The following is a 21,385-nucleotide window of genomic DNA, read 5'->3' as shown; positions in this document are numbered from 1 at the left end:
CAGGTGACCACTAACTCGTAGCAAGGTTTATTCCCCACTTTGTTAAAGCTTTCAACCTGATTTTTTGAAGCGACACAATAGAATTATGTTCAATCTACACCCTAACAATAATTCCCTTATTCTGACTCTAAACCTTTAGTCTAATATGCTTAACTGTAGGTGCTGTTGTGGTTCGCTTTTGATACCAACTCCAATCCCTAGTAGCCTCACTGGCTGCTGGTTTCCACGCTCATATGCTTTAGTTAACAGCTCACTCAAGATGCCTGAGTTAAGTTGGTGAGATGCCTGATCTGCTGACGTTACTACAAAGTTTGCGAACTTTACTTTTACGCTTAATTTATTAATTTGCTGCTCTAACTGCTGCTTAGCTAACCGACGGGTTAACTCCTCTAATAACGAAGGTAATTGTTCTAAACACTCTTGTAAGCTGGTTTTGTTATATTCATAAGTATGTTCAACACTTAGCGATTTTCTAACCCGTTCTGTTGATACTGTGCCAATGTGTAACCCCGCACACTTTTGGTACAGCGATACACCAAAGTTACCCACATGCTGTTGCATCCAGTTAACCCCTTTTTCACATACATCAGCCCCGGTATATAACCCTTTTAAGTTAAGCTTCCCTAATGTGACCTTACCAACGCCGGGGATTTTTCCAAGTGGCAGAGTTGCTAAAAAGTCGTCTACATTTTCTGGTAGCACAACACATTGACCATTTGGTTTATTTTCATCACTGGCAATTTTGGCAATAAACTTAATTGGTGCAATTCCAGCAGAGGCGGTTAACCCCGTCGTTGCAAATATATCTGCTCTAATTTGTTGCGCAATTAACGTAGCGCTGCCTTTACATGCCGTGCTATCGGTCACATCAAGGTATGCCTCATCTAATGATAGAGGTTCTATTAGGGGAGTATAGTCGTGGAATATCGCGCGGATTTGCTTAGATATCTCTTTATATACGTGCATGCGCCCTGGTACGATAACTAAATCAGGGCATAATTGTTTTGCATGGTAGTTTGACATTGCCGAGCGTACGCCATATTGCCGAGCAATATAATTTGCGGTCGAGAGTACCCCTCTGCGGCTTTTTCCCCCTATCGCCAAGGGGACATTCGCAAGCGATGGGTTATCTCGCATTTCAACGGCCGCATAAAAGCAATCCATGTCGATATGAATAAACTTTTTCATTCCCCTAAACCAAACAACTGTATATATGAACAGCTATTATTAATTAAGTTTTATTGATTAGCAAGTTTGTTAATGTGACTGAGGGCTAGGGGATTTTTTGCGTGTAAGCAACTTATGACCAAACAACCAAAAAACACCCTCAAGTACAAAACCAAGCGCAACCAAAATAATAGCCCCTGACGCATTGCCCATTGCATAGCAAGTTAATGACAAGCAAATCAAAATGAATAAAGCACTCCACTTAAGGGCTTTCCTTGTAATCGATTGCATAATCAACTCCTTCACGTCCATCATTAATTAAATATAGGGGTGTTTTTATAAAAACTCTAATCTCCTTGAGCTAAAAGCGCCATATTGCTAACCTAACGATTCTTTAAATTAATAGAGCTTTGCTATGCAATCGTTTATAGAACAATACCCTATCCACACTAAAATAAATGTAGCGTGGGGTGAAATGGATGCCCTGCAACACGTGAACAACGTGGTATATTTTCGTTACTTTGAAACCGCTCGCATTGACTTCTTTAATCAAGTAAACCTTCTCGAAGACCTACAAATAACGGGTGTAGGGCCTGTGATCAGCGAAAATAATGCTCGCTATAAACGCCCGGTGACATTTCCTGATACCGTACTTGTCGGTGTAACAATCAGCGATATTAAAGCTGATCGTTTTATGATGCACTACACTGTTTTTAGTCAGCAACAAAATGCCATAACAACCGTTGGATCATCACAAGTCGTTATGTTTAATTTTAAAACAGGTAAAAAAGCCACCTTAAGTGACCCGCTCATCGAGGCGCTAAAAACTTACTCGCAAGAATAAAAGGAATAGCCATGTTATATAGTCCATTAGGTAGAAGTGGAGTCAATGTTTCTCGCGTATGTTTAGGAAGTATGACTTGGGGCTTGCAAAACTCACAAGCTGATGCAGATGAGCAAATAGCCTATGCATTGGCCAACGGTGTTAACTTTATTGACACCGCAGAGATGTATGCGGTACCACCTTCTGCGGAGACCTATGGCAAAACGGAAGCCATCATCGGTGATTGGGTGTCACGAAATAAAGCCAAGCGTGATGATATTGTGATTGCGACTAAAATTGCGGGTAATGGCTTACCTTGGGTAAGAGAAGGCGGTGATATTACTCGCCAATCCGTTATTGATGCTGTTGAGGACTCACTCAAACGCTTAAAAACCGATGTAATCGATTTATACCAATTACACTGGCCAAATCGCTCGACGCCACACTTTGGCCGTCATTTTCCGGGCACAATTCGCTTTAGTGATGCAGACACCGAACAAAACACTGCCAGCATGCTCGATATTCTTGAGGGATTAAATGACTGTGTAAAAGCAGGAAAAATTAAGCACTGTGGCTTGTCTGATGATACCCCTTGGGGAATTAGCCAATTTTTACGCCTAAGTGATGAGCATAACTTGCCACGTATGGTGTCTATTCAAAACGAATTTAGCCTTATTCATGGCAAAGATTGGCCTTACTTAATAGAACAATGCATTCATGAGGATGTTGCCTACCTTCCCTGGTCTGCGCTTGGTGGCGGCATGCTCAGTGGTAAATATCAAAATGGCGCTCGCCCTGGTGGTAGTCGCTGGACAATATCGCAGCGTAATGGTTTATTCCGTAATACCCAAGCATCAGAGCAAGCAATCAACCATTATATGGAGATTGCCAAGCAACTAGGCATTACATCTGCACAATTAGCCCTTGCATGGTGTAATCAAGTTGACGGTGTATCATCAACAATCATTGGTGCCACCAGCATGGCGCAGCTTAAAGAAAATATAGATGCGTTTAATATTCAACTAAGCGAACAAACGTTAGATGATATTGCACACGTATACCAGCAATACCCTGTCCCTTTTTAATACATACTGATGAAAAAAACAATGAGCTGCTAATGGTTAATCATTAGCAGCTCATTAAAAACCTTCTATAATTAATTCGAGAATTAACAACTTAGTTGGGGTTTATCAATGAATAAATGGTGGTACAGGAAAAGCGCAGCGCTCTTATTACTATGGATACCAGGCACACTTGCTGACACCGCTGGCACGATAAAAGAAATTACGTGGCTGCAAAGTGCGACCCCTCCCTTTCACCTAAATAAAACGAAACTCAATCCGCACGGCGGGTTATGTGACAATCTTATCGAGCAGTTGATAGAGTACTTGCCATCACTCAAACACACCCGGATTGTGATGCCACAAAAGCGCATAGGAAAAAATTTAGACGAAGGTAGAAATGTGTGTTTCCCATGCATGATTCACCGGACCACAGATACCGCCAGAGCAACCTATTCAATACCCACTGCGGTATACCCACCCTTTCGTATTATTACCACAACCAAAAACGCCACTAAAATAAATAAAAAACATGGCCAGCCAGTGAAGCTAGTCAACTTGCTTATTGATCCCGAATTTGTGTTTGGCCAAAGTGCAGCAAGAAAATTCACCCCTAAACTAAATGAGATAGCAAGAAATACGCAGGTATATAATTCAGCGTCTTTAAGCTGGAGCAGTGAAAATGAATCTAAAACAGTTATTTCACGGATTAATCATGGTTATATAGACTACACAATTGATTACCCATTTATGGCTGATTACTTTAACCGTGAAAATAAACTCAACAGAATTGTCTCTTTAAATTTTGAAGCAAATCAAGCGCCCTTTGTAATGGGTGCTGTTGGTTGTTCATCAAGTGCACCAAATGGGTTTGCCCAACAAGCTATAAAAAAAATAAATAAGGTACTGACGCAAAAGATACTTCCTTCAAAAACCTACCAACAGGGCCAGCACTTTTGGTTAGAAAACTCATTTAGTAATTTTAATCAAATTTACCAGCAAAATATATTAGGGTCTGTTGACCTTTCAAGGTTAAATTTGCAGCAGTCTGTTTGGTATTTAGGCAAGGCAGCGCCTATGTGGTGTGGTTATTCCCCATAAATAGGCGATAACGCAGCATCAATGCCAAACAGGCGCTGCCCTTCGGGTTCAGCCTAGGGGCGATTTACTCTTTGTTACCTACATGGATGTAGGTAAGGGGCGTTAGCAGGACGCGGTAGCTTTGCTCGGTTTTGACTTAGCCCACTAGGTTACAAACCTCGCGCCGCGATTAAACCGCCCCTAGTTTGAACAAATTTTAATCCTCAAAGGTCAACTGACCCTAGCTAAACCGCCAGCCAAGATACTTCAATAAGCAACTGGTCTGCACACATTATACTCGCTTTAAAAGCGTCTCCGGCAATTACCCTGCCTACACCAGCTGGCGTGCCAGTCATAATTATATCGCCGTCATTCAAGGTCATGAACTCACTTATTTGCGTTAAAATATTTGATGGCTTGTAGAGCATCAACTCGACGTTACCTTGCTGCTGAAGATGGTCATTAATACTTAACGAAAGGTTTAATCCAGCGATATCATCTTGCTCTATTGGTACAAAATGACTAAACAAAGCAGAGCCATCAAATGCTTTGGCTCGCTCCCACGGTAAGCCTTTTGCTTTTAGTTTGGATTGTAAGTCACGTTTAGTGAGATCTAACCCTACCCCCACCTCAGCTAGGCGGCCTTGTTGTATTTTAAAACAAATTTCAGTCTCAAAATGTAAAGGTTCCCCATTATGCTCACTCAACAATTGAGTCGCAATCGCCGTGTTTGGCTTATTAAACACCACCATCTGGTCGGCTATTTGATTGCCCAACTCGTTAATATGATCAACATAATTTCGTCCAACACAGACAATCTTTGAGGGGGCTAACGATAAAGATGGGGTCATTTTAAACAGCCTTTATTTAGAGTTTAAACGTGGTATTTCATTTTCCAATCACAGTAGCACAGAACTTAATGTTTTTCATCAATGAGTTAGCATGGAAAAATAGAATATACAGGATGTGAATAGTCAAAAAGCAGGTGCTAATGGGCTAAGCACCTGCTAAAAGGGATTGAGCTGGTTTTACTGGCAAGTTATTGCAGAGGAAGTCTCACGATTAGTGTGAATACTTAATTTAGCAATTGATACACGCCAATCTGCAGACGTACTTATTTGCCAAGGTGAGAATACCTGAGATAAGTTAACACCTTGATCTGCAAAGCACGCTAAATCTATGTTCAGGGTTTGCCAACCATTTTGCCCCTTAAGCTGCTCTGAAATATCAAATTTCCCCTGGCAGTCATCGCCACATTGCATACCAAGCCAAAGCGGCGCATCAGCAGCCTGATCAACTTTAATTTGCATCTGCAGTTGACCTGATTTCTCAACGTATGAGCGCAAGTCTGATGGAAATGCAGCCATCAAACGCACAGCAGCGGTTTCACTGCCTGTAAAACTGATTGCTCGTGCATCTTCTTGTACATCTTTATCAAACGTTTTAACACTGACAGAACCTACAGACTCACGACTACTAGCCATGGTCTTTTTTTGCTCTGCGCTTTGTAACACAAGGCTCCACGGCGATTTAACTGCACGCTCAAACATCACTAAATCTTCAAGTTGTTGTGATGATTGGCTTTGCTCTGCAAGGTCATCACTGAGCGTGTTTTTGTCTGAATACGTCAAACCAAACCCGTATGGCAACAATGGGGTGTAGTCTTCATCGCCACGGTTGTGATTATCCACTGGATTATTGGGCCAAGAAAACGATAATTTGCCTTTAAAGTCGTAATTTACAGAGCCCTCAGCGTGCGAAAATAACACATCACTAATAGCATCTCCTTCTGTCCCAGGTAACCAAGTTGCTACAAAAGCATCACTGGCATTTAATTCAGCGTTTACCCACATTGGTCGCCCGCTTATGAATAAAGACACAACGGGAATTCCCTTGTCTTTTAACTTACGTAATAAAGCTAAATCGGTTTTATTACCACGTTGATACTCAAGGTTATCTAAATCACCATTACCTTCTGCATATGGCTGTTCACCAAATACCACAATTGCAACATCTGGACGGGTATTAAACTCACCATTTAAGTCATACTGAACTTGCCCGCCTGCCTGCACAACGGTGTGTTTAATACCATCCAAAATTGACGTACCACCTGGAAAGTCACTATTTTCATTGCCCGTTCCCTGCCAAGTAATACTCCAACCGCCGGATTGCATTCCGATATTATCAGCCCCAAGGCCTGCTACAAGCACATTCCCCTTAGGTGATAGAGGCAGCAATTGCTGCTTGTTCTTAAGTAGAACAAGTGATTCACGAACAGCTTGTTTTGCGATTTCACGATGCTCTGCGCTCCCGATCACTTCTGTTTTACCTGACAATGGACGTTTTGCTGGGCTTGGTTTGTCAAATAAGCCTGCTCGCATTTTTACACGTAAAACACGGGTAACGGCATCATCAATACGTGATTGCGCAATAGTGCCATTTTTGACTTGTTTAATTAGGTTTTCATACAAGGGTTTCCATGCATCTGTTGGAACCATATATACGTCTAAGCCTGCATTAGCGGCTTGGGCACAGTCACCGTTGGTGCACCCAGGGATTTGCCCATGACCATTCCAATCGCCAACAACGAATCCATCGAACCCCATTTTCCCTTTGAGTACATCTGTAAGGAGGTACTTACTACCATGTATTTTTTCACCATGCCAGCTATTAAACGATGCCATAACCGTTTGCGCACCCGCGCTTAAGCCACCTACGTACCCTTGCGCGTGAATAGCAAACAAATCCGCTTCACTGTCTATATTATTACCTTGATCATCACCGCCTTGCGTACCACCATCACCCAAAAAGTGTTTAACGGTGCTGATCACACGTCTATCTGATAAAAAGTCTTCGTCTGTAGCGCCTTGCAAGCCTTTTACAATTGCCGCAGAGTACGATTTAACTATCTGAGGGTCTTCAGAGTATCCTTCATAAGTACGGCCCCAGCGATCATCTCGCACTACAGCAACAGTAGGTGCAAATACCCAATCAATGCCCGTTACCATTACTTCTTGTGCTGTAGCTGCTGCTATTTTCTCAATTAACTCGGGATTATTTGTCGCCCCTAAGCCAATGTTATGTGGAAATAGCGTCGCACCGATGACATTATTGTGTCCATGCACAGCATCGGTTCCCCACATAGTTGGGATACTGATACCATCTAATGAATCATCAACCGAAGCTTGATACATTTTTTCAGCTAAATCTATCCAGTCAGCAGCTGAGGCATGTTTATTATTATTAGGGAAAGCTCCCCCGCCGTTTAAATATGAACCAAAGCCGTATTTACGCATATCTTCAACCGTAATATCACGGATTTCAGGCTGAATCATTTGTGCTATTTTTTGCTCTAATGTCATGCTCGACAGCAGTTTGGCTATTTTAGCTTCCATGTCGGCATCGTCTTTAATACCCGTTGAAATGGTGGGCCAAATTTGTAAATCACTATTCTCGTTTCCAGATTTAGTATCAGGGCCAGAACAGCCGTTCATCGCAATTGTCGCTATTAGTAGCGCCGATAGTGTGAATGGTTTATTTAAAGTCATGGTTTGCACCTAATTATTGTTGACGAGTTGAAGAAACCTTTGAGCCTGATAGCGCAAAGTAGGTGATGTAAAGGTAACAAACAATAGGCAGCATCAATGCTAATTGCACACCCATGTTATCTGCTAATACACCTTGCAGCAGCGGCACGATAGCCCCACCAACAATTGCTAGACATAAAATCCCCGAACCCTGAGATGTATATTTACCTAAGCCTTGTAATGCCAAGCTAAAGATTGTCGGGAACATTATTGAATTACATAAGCCAACTAATAAAATAGCCCACATAGCTAATGAGCCCTGTCCAGTCATAGCAATCAGAATAAACACAACAGCTAATAATCCATGGCAAGCCAGTACTATATGCGCATTTACTTTTTGCATTATAGCCGCGCCGGCAAAACGCCCAATCATTGCCCCTGCAAAATAATAACTAATATAATGTGCAGCCTGTTGTTCGCTGAGCGCTGCAATATGGTCAAGAGTTAAAAAGCCCACTAAAAAGCTACCAATAGCAACCTCTGCTCCGACGTACACAAAAATACCTATCGCACCAAGAATAAGGTGGCGATACTGCCAAACGCTGCCTAAATCTACAAAGTTATCATCTGGTTGAACATGTTCTTGAGAATCGCTCTTGCCTAATTTAGGAAGTTTTAGAAAAGCAAAAATGACAGCTAATATTAGTAAGCTCGCAGCTAGGATTAAATAAGGCAGTTTAACTTGCTCTGCTGTGGCTTGGCTTATTTCACTAAGAATCAACCAACCACCAAAGATAGGGGCAACAGTTGTGCCTAATGAGTTAAACGCTTGTGTCATTGTGAGTCGCGAGGAAGCTGTTTTAGAACTTCCCAATACACTAACATATGGGTTAGATGACACTTGTAAAATTGTTATACCACAGGCTAATACAAACAATGCGAATAAGAACAGTTCATAAACATGTGCATCAGCGGCTGGATAAAACAGTGCACAGCCTATTGCTGCAACTATTAACCCAACAACAATGCCATATTGGTAACCAATTTTACTGACCAGTTTACCTGCGGGAATAGACATCACGAAGTAGGCGCCAAAAAAGCAAAACTGCACCAACATGGCCTGTGTGTAAGAAAGCGAAAACATGCCCTTCAAATAGGGGATTAAAATGTCGTTTAAACATGTAATGAAACCCCACATAAAGAATAAGGTGGTTAACGATGCAAGAGCAAATGTTTGCTTCGGCATCGCCTGAGTGTCATTGTGTTGATGTGTTGTCAAAGGCGCTTGTGCCATAATATATCTCTAATTATTAATAATTATCAGTTGATTGCCCCTAGTTATGCACTTTTCCAAGCATTTAAAAAGTAAATAATAGTTGCAACATAAAATGTAAGCGCTTACATTTATACCATATAAAATTTATTTATCAATTTATTTACAATAATATTGTAAGCGCTTACATAAACTCGTTATGATGTGTTTTATCTAATGCGCATTGCCACTAAAAGTAAGAGGATATCCCTAGTCGTGTATAAAACAATCTCTTTACCTAAGCAATCTGCAATGCTAAAGCCATCGTTCACTTTTGGTGTTGCTACTGCCTCATTTCAAATTGAAGGGGCCCGTGACTCACGCCTTGCATCCATTTGGGATACTTTTTGTGCTAAGCCCAATACCATTGCAGATCAAAGCAATGGCGATAAAGCATGTCAGCATGTTCAATACTGGCAACAAGATGTTGAGATGATAGCCGATTTAGCCGTGGATGCTTATCGCCTCTCCATCTCATGGCCGCGCGTAATAAACCAAGATGGTAGTGTGAACCAACAAGGCATCACGTTTTACCGTGAACTATTAACAGCGTTAAAAACACGTAACATCAAAACTTACGTCACTTTATATCACTGGGATCTGCCTCAATACTTGGAAGATGCGGGGGGCTGGCAAAGCCGCGATACAGCGTATGCGTTTGCTGCATATACAGACATAGTGAGCCACGCACTAAGTGGGTTAGTTGATTCATATGCAACATTAAACGAACCTTTTTGCAGCGCCTATTTAGGGTATGAAATTGGTGTTCATGCTCCTGGAATTAAAAACCAAAAGGCCGGACGACAAGCAGCTCATTACTTATTGCTAGCTCATGGTTTAGCAATGAATGTGTTACGTAAAAATTGTCCCAATGTTGAAGCCGGCATCGTTTTAAACTTTAGCCCCGCTTATCCACTTACTGAAGATGATGCACCCGCGGCACAACGTGCTGATGAATACCACAATCAATGGTACATAAAAGCTGTGCTAGAAGGGCAATACCCGTCACTTTTAAATGAATTACCTGTTGCTGCACAACCGATTATCGCACCAGATGACATGGCAATTATTAGCCAGTCGATTGATTTTATTGGGGTGAATTACTACACTCGAATACATTATAAAAAAACAGCTAGTAACTGGTTTGAAGAAGTTGCATTACCCGATGTTGCCGTCACCGACATGGGCTGGGAAATATACCCACAAGGTTTAACTGAACTTTTAATCTCATTAAATAAGTTATACACCTTGCCTAAGATTTATATCACTGAAAATGGTGCAGCTATGGCTGATACTTGCCAAAATAATCAAGTGCTAGATTATGACCGTGTCAGTTATTATCACACCCATTTGAATGCCGTTGACGACGCGATTAAACAAGGTGTTGACGTACAAGGTTATTTTGCTTGGAGTCTCATGGATAACTTCGAATGGGCATACGGTTATGAAAAACGCTTTGGTCTGGTTTATGTTGATTATATAACCCAGCAACGCACACTTAAAGAAAGTGCAAAACACTATCGCGCTCTATTAAAACAACGCTAATAATCAATGAGAACCGGCTATGCTAACTAAAAAAGAAAAAATAGCCTATGGTTTAGGTGACACCGCGAGTAACATCATTTTTCAAACAGTGATGTTATTTTTAACTTTTTTTTATACCGATATATTTGGTATTTCTCCTGCTGTAGTGGGTACTTTATTTTTAGTAGTTAGAGTTATAGATGCAATTACAGACCCGCTTATGGGCTCATTAACTGACTCAACTCGCACTCGTTATGGCAGTTATCGACCATACTTACTCTGGCTTGCTGTGCCTTTTGGGTTAATTAGCATTATCACTTTCACGACCCCCGATCTAAGTGATTCTGGCAAAGTTATCTATGCATTTATTACTTATACCTTACTAATGTTGGTTTATACCGCAATTAACATCCCCTACTCCGCACTTGGTGGTGTACTTAGCCGCGACCCCAATGAACGTGTCTCCATTCAGTCATACCGATTTGTATTTGGCATGCTTGGTGGCTTAATTGTTAGTGCGTGCACACTACCACTAGTGAGTTGGTTGGGCCAAGGTGATAACGCGTTAGGCTATCAACTTACCATGGTATTAATGAGCTGCCTTGGTGTTGTGTTGTTTCTTACTTGTTTTAAGTTTACCAAAGAGCGAGTGTGTGCAAGCCAGGCTATACGCCTCAATTTAAAGCAGCAAATGACAACACTTTGGAGAAACGGCCCCTTTAAAGTTCTTTGCTGTGCATCAGCTGTGCTGCTAACAAGCATGGTATTGCGAACAACGCTGGCTATTTACTACATTAAATATGTGCTGGGTGAAGGCGATTTAGTCACACAATTTGTAACCTTAGGAATGATAGGAAACATTTTAGGCTGCGCCTGTGCTCAGCCTTTAAGTAAATTTGTAGATAAGAAAACTGCCTACATTTACTTACAGTACATTTCTGCTGCTATAAGTTGTCTTGCGTTTTGGTTACCCAGTGACAGCCTAGTTCTTGCTTTTGGGGTTTATTTTTTATGGTGCTTTTTCACCCAAATGGCAACTCCATTGCTATGGGCTAAAATGGCCGACACCATTGACTTTGGTCAATGGCAAGACGGCCAACGTTTAACTGGTCTTGTTTATGCTAGTGTTGTGTTTTTTATCAAACTTGGTCTAGCCCTTGGCGGTGCATTAGCAGGCTGGTTGCTGGCTTATTATGATTACCAAGCGAATACTGTACTTAGTGAAACAACTAAAAGTGGTATATTGATGTCATTCACGTTATATCCCGCTATTGGTAGTGTGCTTGTCGCCTTAATCATGAAAAGGTATATTCTTGATAATAAGACTGTAAGACAAATAAACGCTGATTTAGCAACAAGTAATAACACGTAAACAAATACCTAAAAGGAAAAACATGGCCACCATTTATGAGGTGTCAAAGCTTGCAGGGGTTTCTCTAGCGACTGTTTCGCGAGTAATGAACAACAATGCGAATGTCAGTGATACCACGCGAAAAAAAGTAACTTCGGCAATGAATGAGCTCGGCTATAGACCCAACTCAATTGCTCAGTCGCTTGCTTCAAATTGCTCAAATAGCGTGGGCTTATTGGTATCTGAGTTGTCAGGCCCTTTTTACGGACCGATGATGGGCGGTATAGAAAATGTTTTTCGTAAGCAAAGTAAGCACGTTATCATCGCTGCAGGCCACAGTGATAAAGTACGTGAAGAGCAAGCAATAGAGTTTTTAATTAGCCGCAATTGCGATGGCTTAATTTTGCATGTTGAAGCCGTAAGCGATCAATATCTTATTGAGCTATCCAAAGGTAAAACACCCTTTGTTTTGCTCAACCGTTTTATTCCTGAATTAGCAGAGCGCTGTATTACTTTAAATAATAAGCGCGGTGGCTATTTAGCAGCCAAGTACGTTTTAGAGCAAGGGCACAAAAACATTGCCTATATAAGCGGCCCACTTTGGAAAAAAGATGCACAAGAGCGCCTAGCAGGCCACAAACAAGCCTTAAAAGAACACCATATACCATTTGATGAGCAACTACTGTATGAAGGTGACTTCATGGAGAGCGGGGGGGCACATGGCTACAAACACTTACATGCATCGGCGCGCAGTTTTACAGCTTTAATTTGCGCAAACGATGAAATGGCAACAGGTGCCATGGCAATTGCACGCGAATTTGGTGTTGTGCTACCAGAAGCCCTTTCTATTATGGGATACGATAACGTGTTTTTCACTCGTCACGTTTTCCCACCATTAACAACAATAAATTACCCTATCAACGAAATGGGTCGCATGGCAGCTAACTGGATTTTAAGCGAGGTGTATCAAAAAACCACCCCTGTGCTACAAACCCTCTTTGAACCTGAACTTGTAATTCGCCAATCAATCGTCAATAAGGGTTGATAACAACGATAAGTTAATTGGTTTTAATAAGACCGACTCAATTTTAAGCTGTTCAATTTGTATAGGGTTAGGCTCTACGCCACTGACAATAACGCGTTCTATATGTGGGTAATGTTGCTTTATATGCTGAGCAAGCTCAAGCCCACTACCGTCTGGTAAATGCATATCGAGTAATGCTTTATCATACTGCGAATCTCCTTTGAGCATTGAAATACATTGCTCAAAACTGCGTGCAATAGATGTGTTAACTCCTAAACTTTCCAATAATAACTGGGTTATTTGCGCTGCATCGGCATCATCTTCCACGAGTAAGAAACGGGGTAATACCTGGCCTGCTTCATCTGATTTCTGCGTCTTGGGTAGCTCAGTTATATCGGCTTCTTTAGTTTGTGTTAGATACTCCTCTAAACACTGATAAAGATGGCTTGCGTCTACAGGTTTGCCAATCACTTCATTAAAGCCTAAAGCCGCCAATTCACTTTTTATTCCCTTCATTGTGGCTGCGGTTAATGCAATGATAGCGCCTTTAAATCCTTGACGTCTGAGCTCTATGGTTGCCTCTTTGCCGCCCATTACAGGCATATGAATATCTAAAAATACAATATCAAAAGGCTTTCCCTCAGACCTTGCTTGTTCAACTTTATGCAACGCTTGTTTACCATTTTCAGCGTAAACAACATCAGCACCAGCAGAGGTCAACATGTGCCCCACAAGCATACGTAAATCACGTAAATCATCCACGACAAGTACGCGCCCTTCAACACGGCATGACGTCTCTTTTTGCTGCATGTTAGGAGTTAAATCAAGTTTTAAAACATGGCGTTGTACATTTTTTATATCACCAGGATACAACGAAATTGTGAATTTTGAGCCCTTACCGACAGTAGAATCGAGTGTAATTCCACCTCGCATATGACTAAGTAATTCAGAACAAATAGCTAAGCCAAGCCCGGCTCCACCTACTTCGCGCGATTCAACATCAGCAATTTGTTCAAATGGTTTAAATATTAATGCTTGTTTTTCCTCAGCAATTCCAAGGCCTGAGTCCTTGATACTAAAAAATAGCATCTCAGTGTCATCAACTTTTTCTGTCCATGCCCGTACGGTTATTTCACCTTGCTCAGTAAACTTAATCGCATTATTTATGATGTTTATTAAAATTTGCCTTAAACGCGTGGCATCAACATTAACCACAAGCGGCAGTGGTTCAAGTGACTCAAAGCGTAAACTTAGCCCTTTATCAAGAGCTGATACACGCATCAATGTGAAAACATCTGCCATTAAGCTATCTAAATTGACGTCGGTACAGGTTATTTCAAGTTTGTCGGCAGCTATTTTTGATAAATCGAGAACATCATTTAATAAACTCAACAAATGCCTGCCATTGCGGTAAATAACACCTAACTCATTGCTCGCATACTCATTAAAATCACCCTGCATGAGTAATTCGGTATAGCCTAAAATAGACGACAGCGGCGTGCGTAACTCATGACTTAAATGGGCTAAAAAACGGTCTTTTGATCTATTTTCAGCCTCTGCTTTAAGGCGCTCAATCCGCTCATCTTCGATATCTCTTCGAGCCAAAGCATAACGGATAGAGCGAGCAAATCGACTACTACTCATCTCATTTTTAACAAGGTAATCTACTGCGCCCGCATCCAATGCAGCTAAATCTAGGGCGTCATCTGATTGCCCTGTCAGCATTATAATTGGCCCATCAAAACCATTACTAAGTGCTTTCTTTAAAACCTCTAATCCATCTGATGCGCCAAGTCGATAATCAAGCAAACATATATCATGCCTGCTCTGAGAAAGTACTTCTACTGCAAGATGTGGTTCACTCACCCACTCAATATCAAAAGTATGTGAAGTAAGTTGCTCCAGATAGTCGCACGTTAGAATGTAATCATCTTCATCGTCTTCAACAAGTAATAGCTTCGTGGGCTTGTCTATCATAGCGCTTATATATTTCCTTAATCGTTAAACGTACTTGGTAATTCAACAAATTCGACCCAGTATTTACCTAGTGTTTTCATCAGGTCAACTAAGCCATCGAACGTAACGGGTTTAGTAATATAAGAAGCGGCTCCTAAGTCATAACCTCTGACCATATCCTCTTCTTGCTTGGAAGTTGTCAAAATTACAACAGGGATCCCCTTTAGATTCGCATTTGCTTTAATAGCCTGCAACGCTTCTCTACCATCCATGCGCGGCATATTTAGATCTAGTAAAATAAGCCCTGGGCGTGGCGATAACTCTTTATCTTCATACTTGCCTCTACGCTCAAGGTACTCAAGCAGTTCGACACCATCTTCAACAAAATGTAAATTATTTATAACTCGGCTTTCTGCAAGAGCATCTTGCGCTAATAAACGATCATCTTCATCATCGTCGGCCATTAAAATAGTGATTGGTTTAACTTTTTTGAATGGCATCTAAGCCTCTCCTTGTAATGTGAAAAGCTCTGCTTCCACAGGTAATTTAATAATAAAGGTAGCACCCTCATCGACAACACTTTTCGCAGTGATTGTACCACCATGGCGCTCAACAATACGCCTGCATACAGATAAACCTATGCCCGTGCCTTTATATTGCGAACGTCCATGAAGACGTTGAAATGGAACAAATATTTTATCTGTGTATTCTTGTGAAAAGCCTATTCCGTTATCTTTAATGGTTATTACTTGCCACTCCAGCTCGGTGTTGTGACCATCACTAAACTCATGCACATGCTCAAAGTTAATGGTGATAATTGGTGCAACCCCTTCACGTTTGAACTTAACAGCATTGGAAATGAGATTTAAGAAAAGCTGATGCATTTGGCTTGGATCAGCTTTAATTACTGGCATATCATTAACGCTTATTTGCGCTTTTGATTCGGTGATCGCGATCTCTAAATCATCAATAATTTCGTTGATTACATTATTAAGATCGGTATCTTCAAAATCCTTTCCTCGTGTTGTAACCCGCGAAAACTCCAACAAATCATTTATCAAAGTCGACATTCTCTGTGCAGCATTTTTCATTCGAGCAATGTAATCTACGCCCTTTTCACCAAGCTCATCTTTAAACATGCTTTCTAATCGGTCACTAAACGCTTGTATCTTACGAAGCGGCTCTTGTAAATCATGACTCGCCACAAACGCAAATTCTTCCAGCTCGCGGTTAGAACGACTTAATTCATCTGAATATAAAGTAAGCTCCTGAGTACGTTCTTTTACTTTAAAGGCTAAAGTTTGGTTTTGCTGCTCTAATTTATTTCTGTACTTAGCCGATTCACTTAAGTTAATACGGACCAATACAAACATACCTAAAATTAAAAGCCCACTCGTAATCGCGGTAATGGCAAAGGTAATCTTGGCTTCCTTCTTGATCTGACCTAACTTACGAAATTGCGCGAGTTCAAATGTTGATTCTGCCGATTGAATTTCATCCGTTAAAATACGTATTTCTCTGTAAAGATTTCGCCCTTCATGAGTTTCAAGTAAGTAATGAGCTTTGCGATCTTTATCTGCCAACGCAAGTTCAGCAGTGCGTGTAAGAATATGTACTTTCTCATCTACAAGCAGTAATAGCTTCGCTACATTTTCAGCCTGACCATCTATTTCAGAACGTAACCCCTTAACAATTTTGGCTTGTGAAGTGAGTTGCTCTAAAGCATCATAATAGGGAGCTAAGTAATCATTTTCACCAGTCAACAAATACCCTCGCTGACCTGACTCTGCTTGTAAAACAGATAAATGCAACTTTTCAACAGCCGTATTAAGCATGCTCGTATCATCAAGGCGCTGTTGGGTTGTGGTTAAATTTTGTATTGTATTGACAGCTAAAAACGCATTGCCAACAACAATACACAAGACAACAGCGATAAAGCTTGCCCACATAACATTTGTGCTACCTTGTTGCTTTTGCAGTATCATTTACTTTCCTTGGTGGTCAAGTTGACTCTGAAGAATCTAAATCAGATATTTTTTGCAAGCCTTCACTGCATTGCTGACAATTATTAATAATTTTATCAAGTGCTAATAATGCTTTGTCTTTAGGCATATCATTTTCTAAAATCAATTTAATTAATTCAGCATTCATTGAAATTCGATTAAGCGGTGCTCTTGCATCATGAACCAATGTTCTTAATATCTCTTTGTCCTTCATACTACTCCTCAGCAATTATTATTAACTATATTCGCCTATACCACCGTATGCATTTAATCGGTTGTATAATGTTTTTGTGCTAATTCCAAGCATTTGCGCAGCAAGCGTTTTATTCCCTTGAACTTTATCTAAGGTGGCGTGAATCAGATCTTTTTCAACTTCTTCGATTGTTTGACCGGCGCTAACTTGACTTGCTTGAGACTTTTTAATAACACGTGAGAATGGGGATTCTAAATTACTTGGTAAAGTAATTGTTTTACCTTTTGGGTCACTCATAATAAATGCACGATGAATCGCATGACGAAGCTCACGCACATTCCCAGGCCATTCATAACCACTAAGCTCTTTCAGCTGAGCTGCTTGCCAAATAAAGTCTGTGCCATTTTCATCATTTAACTGCTCTAAAAACGCCTTAGCTAACAATTCAATATCTTCTTTTCGCTCTCTTAAAGCAGGGATATCAATGGGGAATACGGCTAAACGAAAGTAAATATCTTCACGAATAACGTTATTTTGCGCTAAGTCTTCCAATGATCGGTTGGTCGCTGATATTACTCTACAATCAACAGGTAACTCTTTATTACCGCCAACACGCACTACTTTTTTGCTCTCCAACACTCGCAATAAGTTTGGTTGCATATCAATAGGCATTTCTGTCACTTCATCTAAAAATAAAGTGCCGTTTGCAGCTTGTTCAAACACCCCTTCTTTTCGGGCAATCGCGCCAGTAAACGCACCTTTTTCATGGCCAAATAGCTCACTGCCGATTAATTCTTTAGATAGCGCGCCACAGTTAGTTGCAACCAATGGCCCTTCGCACTGACTGGCATTATGAATAGCTTGTGCAACCACTTCTTTACCCGCACCACTTTCACCCATGAGCATAACGTTTGCATTGGTGCTCGCTACGCGTTCAATCATAGTGTATAGCTGTTGCATAACTGGTGATTCGCCAATTAATGTACCAAAATGTTTTTGTATACTTGGCTGTTTCTTTTTCTTTTCAGTGTTCTTTTTTGGGTTGAGAACTCGCTCAATATCTTCTCGTTGAAGTGGTTTAACGAGGTGCCCTACATTAGGGGCACACATTTCGGCGAGCTTACCTTTTACCGAAGGGTGGCCTGAAATAAGCGTGATTTTGGGGCTTTGACCAATACTGTTAAGGTGTTCTACCAAATGTAAACCGCTGCCATCTGGCAGCATGAAATCAAGGAACACATGGTCAAAAGTGTTATTTTCAAACCATTGTTGAGCTTCAGCTAAATTAGCAGCTGTGTCTATATTATGACCTAAAAACTCCACTATATGGCAGACAACATCGCTGAACTCGCTGTCATCATCAACCAAAAGTATGTTTAACATGATTATTCCCTATGCTTTATAATTCCTAATAGCGTAACATAATAAGTGGGTTCTGAACCTATAAATTCAACTATTAACCCTATATATATGCAAATAAAAACAATTTCGATCACATGTAACTCTTTATTTAAAGTAGCCTTCTAGGAGCGTTATGCAACTTCTCAAAATCACAACCCACCCGAGTATATCGGCCGATAATATAAGCCAATTTACACGTATTACCAGTCGAGCAATTGTACTAAAGGGATCGCAAATTTTATTAATGTATACAGCTCGTTATGAAGATTATAGTTTACCCGGAGGAGGCGTTGATGATTTTGAAAGTATCGAACAAGGGTTAATCCGTGAACTGCAAGAAGAAACGGGCGCGCAAAACATTAAAATAACCGGGGAGTTTGGCCTTTATGAAGAATACCGCCCTTGGTATAAGGATGACTATGAGGTCATTCACATAAAATCTTACTGCTACTTTTGTGACATCAATGACACATTAGGTCAGGCACAACTAGAACATTACGAACAGCAAAATGGAATGCAAGCCAAATGGGTAAACATACATGAAGCGATAGCTTATAATGAGCGCACGATTGCTAATAGTAACAAACAAGGATTATCTATTATTAGAGAAACCTACTTACTAAAAGCAATTGCTTTACGAGCAAACGCTTGATGGTCGATAAAATCGATACAAGCCAATGATATTACTGGTCAAGAATAAGCATTCCATTAGCACCGCAATGGGCGAACCCACCATTATATTATGCGCCATCCATAAGCTGGTACCTACTATCATCAGGATACGTAATTTAAAGTCTTTGGCTTGAAATGACGCTAGCGTTTGAACAAGTGTTGCAATCAACGCTAATCCACTTAACCAGCTATGCCAAGTAATAAATACTGCCACCATGCTTAATATAATAAAGCCAAGCATTACCATATATCGCCTTGCAAAGGCGCAATACAGGTAACGTGCGGCTGCAATAAGCATTAGCCAGCCAGCACTAGGTTGGCCCAACATAAAAAAGTGACATGCAGTCAACAATACTGAACTAAACAAGCACAATAAAATAAATCGTCGTGATTTAAATTGAAATGAAGCTAAATCGAGTAAAGTGGCAACGCCAACCAAGCATTGAGAAAGTAAAAACATAGTGACTCCTGAAAAAAACAGCAGTCTAATTAAGTAAATTATGTAGCGCCTTAACTTAAGTTAAGGCGTTTTCGTATGCGAGATAAAGAAATAGATGAAATACCTATGTACATTGCCACTTCTGTTAAGGTCAGTAGTGCAAGCCAGTGAGGCTTTTGAGCCAATAAATAGCGATAGCGTTGCTCTGGGGTTTTTAATAATAAAAAAGCTTCTTTTGCTTCTTTGAATAATAATTGCTGGGTAATTAATTGTTGCTTTAGATCTCCCCAATCAGCTTGTTCGAGCCTAGTTAAAGGAATAGCGATGAGTCTTGCTGATCTGATCACTTTGATTTGGTAAAGCGCAGGCGTACTTGTGAGCCAATTACCAAATAATAATGCAAATTCATCTTTAAAATAGAACTCTTTACATTTTTCCTTGCCATCATCGGAGCTATAAAATGCGGCTAATACGCCATCCAGAACCAAATAGCCATACTGCTGTTGGTGACCCTGCTGTAATAACACGTCACCACGCTGATAAGTTTTCACCATTAACTGCTGCTTCGTTTGTGCAAGCACTGCTTTTGCTAAAGTGCGATAACTATCCCCTAGTTGGAACTCTGGTAAATCATGCATCAGTAGTCATTAGCTCCTTAGTGATCTCTTTTGCACTAACCGCATCTCTGACAATATATTTTTCTGAACACCACAAAGGCGAAAAATCAGCCTTACCTTGGTTTTCTGACTTTACTCTTAAAGCGCCCAGTGCAATGCTGGCAAATGGAAATGCCGGAGCTTGTTCTGGCATACAGCCAAGTTCATTCATAACACGATTTTTAATTCCCCGAGCTGCTCGTCCAGAAAAAACAGTTGTAAGCGCCGTGCTATTCGTTGGCTGTTGTAAAATAGCCTCGCGGTGAAGTGTTGAAGTTGTAGCTTCTTGGCATAATAAATATGCGCTTCCTATTTGGACCGCACTGGCACCCAGTCTCTTCATGTGTATGACATCTGCAGCTGATGCGATACCACCCGCGGCAATAACTGGAACACCCAAAGCACCGACACATTGTGTTACGAGGGCAGTTGTTGTCTGTTGTAACGTCAAGTCCATTGATAAAAAGTGGCCTCTGTGCCCCCCAGCTTCAAGACCTTGAGCAATAACTGCATCTGCACCATTAGCTTCAAGCCAAATAGCTTCATCTAAAGTGGTAGCCGTTGAAATCACTTTACTTCCCCAGCTTTTAATTTTCTGCACAATGTCATCGCTTGGTAAGCCAAAATGAAAACTCACTACGGGTGGTTTGAAAGGCGCTATTAGTTTCACTATTTCTTCATCAATCGGCTGACGCGTTGTCGTCATAGCCAAACTTGATTCATCAATACTATGCTCTTTTAAATAGGGTGAAAGTAATTGATGCCATTGCTGTTTTTGCTGCTGTGTGTAACCTATTACTTCGTGACAAAAAAAGTTCAAATTATATGGGTTACCTGTTGCTCGGGAAAGCTTGGTGATTTCGTTGACTAATTGTTCTTTTGATAACATAGCGCAAGGTAATGACCCTAAACCACCACTATTGCTAACAGCTGCAGCTAAACGATAGTCTTGCACACCCGCCATTGGAGCTTGGATAAGGGGTAACTCAGTATTTAAAAATGTTTGCATTTACACGTCCTTGTAACTTTTTCATTCATTTGCATTAATTACTTACTCCCCGTCCAGGTAAGCCACCAAAGTTTTTCTATTCGAGCCATAAAAAAACAAGATAATCAAAATCTTAAATATAAAACCAACCTATTTAATTAGAGTTGGTGCTAGCTTTGCAAGTTATTCACTTACTATAATTTGTAAG

Annotated in this window: 20 protein-coding genes; 7 read left to right on the top strand and 13 right to left on the bottom strand. The window is 40.7% G+C overall.

All coding sequences use genetic code 11. The features are described 5' to 3' along the window. Positions 1 to 135 precede the first annotated feature (135 nt). Together dinB and CSC79_RS13715 are read right to left on the bottom strand one after the other, a co-directional pair. Positions 136 to 1,188, bottom strand: a complete 1,053-nt coding sequence (dinB, locus tag CSC79_RS13720; RefSeq protein ID WP_099296331.1) for a DNA polymerase IV — start codon at positions 1,186 to 1,188, stop codon at positions 136 to 138. 69 nt (positions 1,189 to 1,257) lie between these two features. After that, positions 1,258 to 1,458: a hypothetical protein gene (locus CSC79_RS13715; RefSeq protein WP_099296330.1), complete on the bottom strand. Its 201-nt coding sequence runs from the start codon at positions 1,456 to 1,458 to the stop codon at positions 1,258 to 1,260. 124 nt (positions 1,459 to 1,582) lie between these two features. Here CSC79_RS13715 and CSC79_RS13710 point away from each other — a divergent pair, with 124 nt between their 5' ends. The 3 genes from CSC79_RS13710 (at position 1,583) to CSC79_RS13700 (ending at position 4,152) form a co-directional block, all read left to right on the top strand. Continuing rightward, on the top strand, positions 1,583 to 2,011 hold the full coding sequence (locus tag CSC79_RS13710) for a thioesterase family protein (RefSeq protein WP_099296329.1): 429 nt from the start codon (positions 1,583 to 1,585) through the stop codon (positions 2,009 to 2,011). Positions 2,012 to 2,022: 11 nt separating this feature from the next. After that, positions 2,023 to 3,075, top strand: a complete 1,053-nt coding sequence (locus CSC79_RS13705) for an aldo/keto reductase (RefSeq protein ID WP_099296328.1) — start codon at positions 2,023 to 2,025, stop codon at positions 3,073 to 3,075. A gap of 108 nt (positions 3,076 to 3,183) precedes the next feature. Then, the gene (locus tag CSC79_RS13700; RefSeq protein ID WP_180270438.1) at positions 3,184 to 4,152 is read left to right on the top strand and encodes an ABC transporter substrate-binding protein; all 969 of its coding nucleotides are present in this window, start codon (positions 3,184 to 3,186) and stop codon (positions 4,150 to 4,152) included. Between the two features lie 224 nt (positions 4,153 to 4,376). Here CSC79_RS13700 and CSC79_RS13695 read toward each other — a convergent pair whose 3' ends face one another. From CSC79_RS13695 to CSC79_RS13685, 3 genes are all read right to left on the bottom strand, one after another. After that, positions 4,377 to 4,982, bottom strand: coding sequence for a fumarylacetoacetate hydrolase family protein (locus CSC79_RS13695; RefSeq protein ID WP_099296327.1), 606 nt, complete (start codon positions 4,980 to 4,982; stop codon positions 4,377 to 4,379). A 177-nt stretch (positions 4,983 to 5,159) separates the two neighbouring features. Next, positions 5,160 to 7,679, bottom strand: a complete 2,520-nt coding sequence (locus CSC79_RS13690; RefSeq protein WP_099296326.1) for an exo 1,3/1,4-beta-D-glucan glucohydrolase — start codon at positions 7,677 to 7,679, stop codon at positions 5,160 to 5,162. A 13-nt stretch (positions 7,680 to 7,692) separates the two neighbouring features. Then, positions 7,693 to 8,904: a sugar MFS transporter gene (locus tag CSC79_RS13685; RefSeq protein ID WP_237114026.1), complete on the bottom strand. Its 1,212-nt coding sequence runs from the start codon at positions 8,902 to 8,904 to the stop codon at positions 7,693 to 7,695. 318 nt (positions 8,905 to 9,222) lie between these two features. Here CSC79_RS13685 and CSC79_RS13680 point away from each other — a divergent pair, with 318 nt between their 5' ends. From CSC79_RS13680 to CSC79_RS13670, 3 genes are read left to right on the top strand one after another with little or no spacing between them, the layout of a single operon-like run. Continuing rightward, a complete protein-coding gene (locus CSC79_RS13680; protein ID WP_180270441.1) occupies positions 9,223 to 10,515 on the top strand; it encodes a GH1 family beta-glucosidase in 1,293 nt (430 codons plus the stop codon). 19 nt (positions 10,516 to 10,534) lie between these two features. Next, positions 10,535 to 11,866, top strand: a complete 1,332-nt coding sequence (locus CSC79_RS13675) for a glycoside-pentoside-hexuronide (GPH):cation symporter (RefSeq protein WP_099296323.1) — start codon at positions 10,535 to 10,537, stop codon at positions 11,864 to 11,866. Positions 11,867 to 11,888: 22 nt separating this feature from the next. Further along, the gene (locus CSC79_RS13670; protein WP_099296322.1) at positions 11,889 to 12,890 is read left to right on the top strand and encodes a LacI family DNA-binding transcriptional regulator; all 1,002 of its coding nucleotides are present in this window, start codon (positions 11,889 to 11,891) and stop codon (positions 12,888 to 12,890) included. On the opposite strand, the gene CSC79_RS13665 is transcribed toward CSC79_RS13670, so the two are convergent. The 5 genes from CSC79_RS13665 to CSC79_RS13645 are packed head-to-tail and all read right to left on the bottom strand — an operon-like array spanning position 12,870 to position 18,404. Beyond that, complete coding sequence (locus CSC79_RS13665; protein WP_099296321.1) at positions 12,870 to 14,846, bottom strand: response regulator; 1,977 nt, start codon at positions 14,844 to 14,846, stop codon at positions 12,870 to 12,872. The two genes, CSC79_RS13670 and CSC79_RS13665, sit on opposite strands and share 21 nt — an antisense overlap. Before the next feature lie 17 nt (positions 14,847 to 14,863). After that, entirely contained in the window at positions 14,864 to 15,325 is a 462-nt protein-coding gene (locus CSC79_RS13660; protein ID WP_099296320.1) for a response regulator, read from the bottom strand. After that, a complete protein-coding gene (locus CSC79_RS13655; RefSeq protein ID WP_099296319.1) occupies positions 15,326 to 16,810 on the bottom strand; it encodes a sensor histidine kinase in 1,485 nt (494 codons plus the stop codon). A gap of 16 nt (positions 16,811 to 16,826) precedes the next feature. Continuing rightward, positions 16,827 to 17,042 (bottom strand): histidine kinase dimerization/phospho-acceptor domain-containing protein, encoded by a 216-nt coding sequence (locus CSC79_RS13650; protein ID WP_099296318.1) that lies wholly within the window; start codon positions 17,040 to 17,042, stop codon positions 16,827 to 16,829. 21 nt (positions 17,043 to 17,063) lie between these two features. After that, on the bottom strand, positions 17,064 to 18,404 hold the full coding sequence (locus tag CSC79_RS13645; protein WP_099296317.1) for a sigma-54 dependent transcriptional regulator: 1,341 nt from the start codon (positions 18,402 to 18,404) through the stop codon (positions 17,064 to 17,066). Between the two features lie 151 nt (positions 18,405 to 18,555). On the opposite strand from CSC79_RS13645, the gene CSC79_RS13640 reads away from it, so the two are divergent. Then, positions 18,556 to 19,074: an NUDIX hydrolase gene (locus CSC79_RS13640; protein WP_099296316.1), complete on the top strand. Its 519-nt coding sequence runs from the start codon at positions 18,556 to 18,558 to the stop codon at positions 19,072 to 19,074. Here the strand turns inward: CSC79_RS13640 and CSC79_RS13635 are convergent. From CSC79_RS13635 to CSC79_RS13625, 3 genes are read right to left on the bottom strand one after another with little or no spacing between them, the layout of a single operon-like run. Continuing rightward, positions 19,057 to 19,554, bottom strand: a complete 498-nt coding sequence (locus tag CSC79_RS13635; RefSeq protein WP_099296315.1) for a YgjV family protein — start codon at positions 19,552 to 19,554, stop codon at positions 19,057 to 19,059. The genes CSC79_RS13640 and CSC79_RS13635 overlap by 18 nt on opposite strands. Positions 19,555 to 19,604: 50 nt before the next feature. Next, entirely contained in the window at positions 19,605 to 20,171 is a 567-nt protein-coding gene (locus CSC79_RS13630; RefSeq protein WP_099296314.1) for a cyclic nucleotide-binding domain-containing protein, read from the bottom strand. Continuing rightward, complete coding sequence (locus CSC79_RS13625) at positions 20,164 to 21,198, bottom strand: nitronate monooxygenase (RefSeq protein WP_099296313.1); 1,035 nt, start codon at positions 21,196 to 21,198, stop codon at positions 20,164 to 20,166. The genes CSC79_RS13630 and CSC79_RS13625 overlap by 8 nt, the downstream gene beginning before the upstream one ends. Positions 21,199 to 21,385: the final 187 nt, after the last annotated feature.

The organism is Pseudoalteromonas sp. 3D05, assembly GCF_002723455.1.
Lineage (GTDB): Bacteria > Pseudomonadota > Gammaproteobacteria > Enterobacterales > Alteromonadaceae > Pseudoalteromonas.
The sequence above is the reverse complement of the archived record's forward strand: the minus strand, read 5'-3'. Positions and strand labels throughout refer to the sequence as shown.

Excerpts from the sequence above, each read along its gene's own strand:
- dinB (WP_099296331.1), bottom strand. The coding sequence starts at position 1,188 with ATGAAAAAGTTTATTCATATCGACATGGATTGCTTTTATGCGGCCGTT.
- CSC79_RS13715 (WP_099296330.1), bottom strand. The coding sequence starts at position 1,458 with ATGCAATCGATTACAAGGAAAGCCCTTAAGTGGAGTGCTTTATTCATT.
- CSC79_RS13710 (WP_099296329.1), top strand. The coding sequence starts at position 1,583 with ATGCAATCGTTTATAGAACAATACCCTATCCACACTAAAATAAATGTA.
- CSC79_RS13705 (WP_099296328.1), top strand. The coding sequence starts at position 2,023 with ATGTTATATAGTCCATTAGGTAGAAGTGGAGTCAATGTTTCTCGCGTA.
- CSC79_RS13700 (WP_180270438.1), top strand. The coding sequence starts at position 3,184 with ATGAATAAATGGTGGTACAGGAAAAGCGCAGCGCTCTTATTACTATGG.
- CSC79_RS13695 (WP_099296327.1), bottom strand. The coding sequence starts at position 4,982 with ATGACCCCATCTTTATCGTTAGCCCCCTCAAAGATTGTCTGTGTTGGA.
- CSC79_RS13690 (WP_099296326.1), bottom strand. The coding sequence starts at position 7,679 with ATGACTTTAAATAAACCATTCACACTATCGGCGCTACTAATAGCGACA.
- CSC79_RS13685 (WP_237114026.1), bottom strand. The coding sequence starts at position 8,904 with ATGCCGAAGCAAACATTTGCTCTTGCATCGTTAACCACCTTATTCTTT.
- CSC79_RS13680 (WP_180270441.1), top strand. The coding sequence starts at position 9,223 with ATGCTAAAGCCATCGTTCACTTTTGGTGTTGCTACTGCCTCATTTCAA.
- CSC79_RS13675 (WP_099296323.1), top strand. The coding sequence starts at position 10,535 with ATGCTAACTAAAAAAGAAAAAATAGCCTATGGTTTAGGTGACACCGCG.
- CSC79_RS13670 (WP_099296322.1), top strand. The coding sequence starts at position 11,889 with ATGGCCACCATTTATGAGGTGTCAAAGCTTGCAGGGGTTTCTCTAGCG.
- CSC79_RS13665 (WP_099296321.1), bottom strand. The coding sequence starts at position 14,846 with ATGATAGACAAGCCCACGAAGCTATTACTTGTTGAAGACGATGAAGAT.
- CSC79_RS13660 (WP_099296320.1), bottom strand. The coding sequence starts at position 15,325 with ATGCCATTCAAAAAAGTTAAACCAATCACTATTTTAATGGCCGACGAT.
- CSC79_RS13655 (WP_099296319.1), bottom strand. The coding sequence starts at position 16,810 with ATGATACTGCAAAAGCAACAAGGTAGCACAAATGTTATGTGGGCAAGC.
- CSC79_RS13650 (WP_099296318.1), bottom strand. The coding sequence starts at position 17,042 with ATGAAGGACAAAGAGATATTAAGAACATTGGTTCATGATGCAAGAGCA.
- CSC79_RS13645 (WP_099296317.1), bottom strand. The coding sequence starts at position 18,404 with ATGTTAAACATACTTTTGGTTGATGATGACAGCGAGTTCAGCGATGTT.
- CSC79_RS13640 (WP_099296316.1), top strand. The coding sequence starts at position 18,556 with ATGCAACTTCTCAAAATCACAACCCACCCGAGTATATCGGCCGATAAT.
- CSC79_RS13635 (WP_099296315.1), bottom strand. The coding sequence starts at position 19,554 with ATGTTTTTACTTTCTCAATGCTTGGTTGGCGTTGCCACTTTACTCGAT.
- CSC79_RS13630 (WP_099296314.1), bottom strand. The coding sequence starts at position 20,171 with ATGCATGATTTACCAGAGTTCCAACTAGGGGATAGTTATCGCACTTTA.
- CSC79_RS13625 (WP_099296313.1), bottom strand. The coding sequence starts at position 21,198 with ATGCAAACATTTTTAAATACTGAGTTACCCCTTATCCAAGCTCCAATG.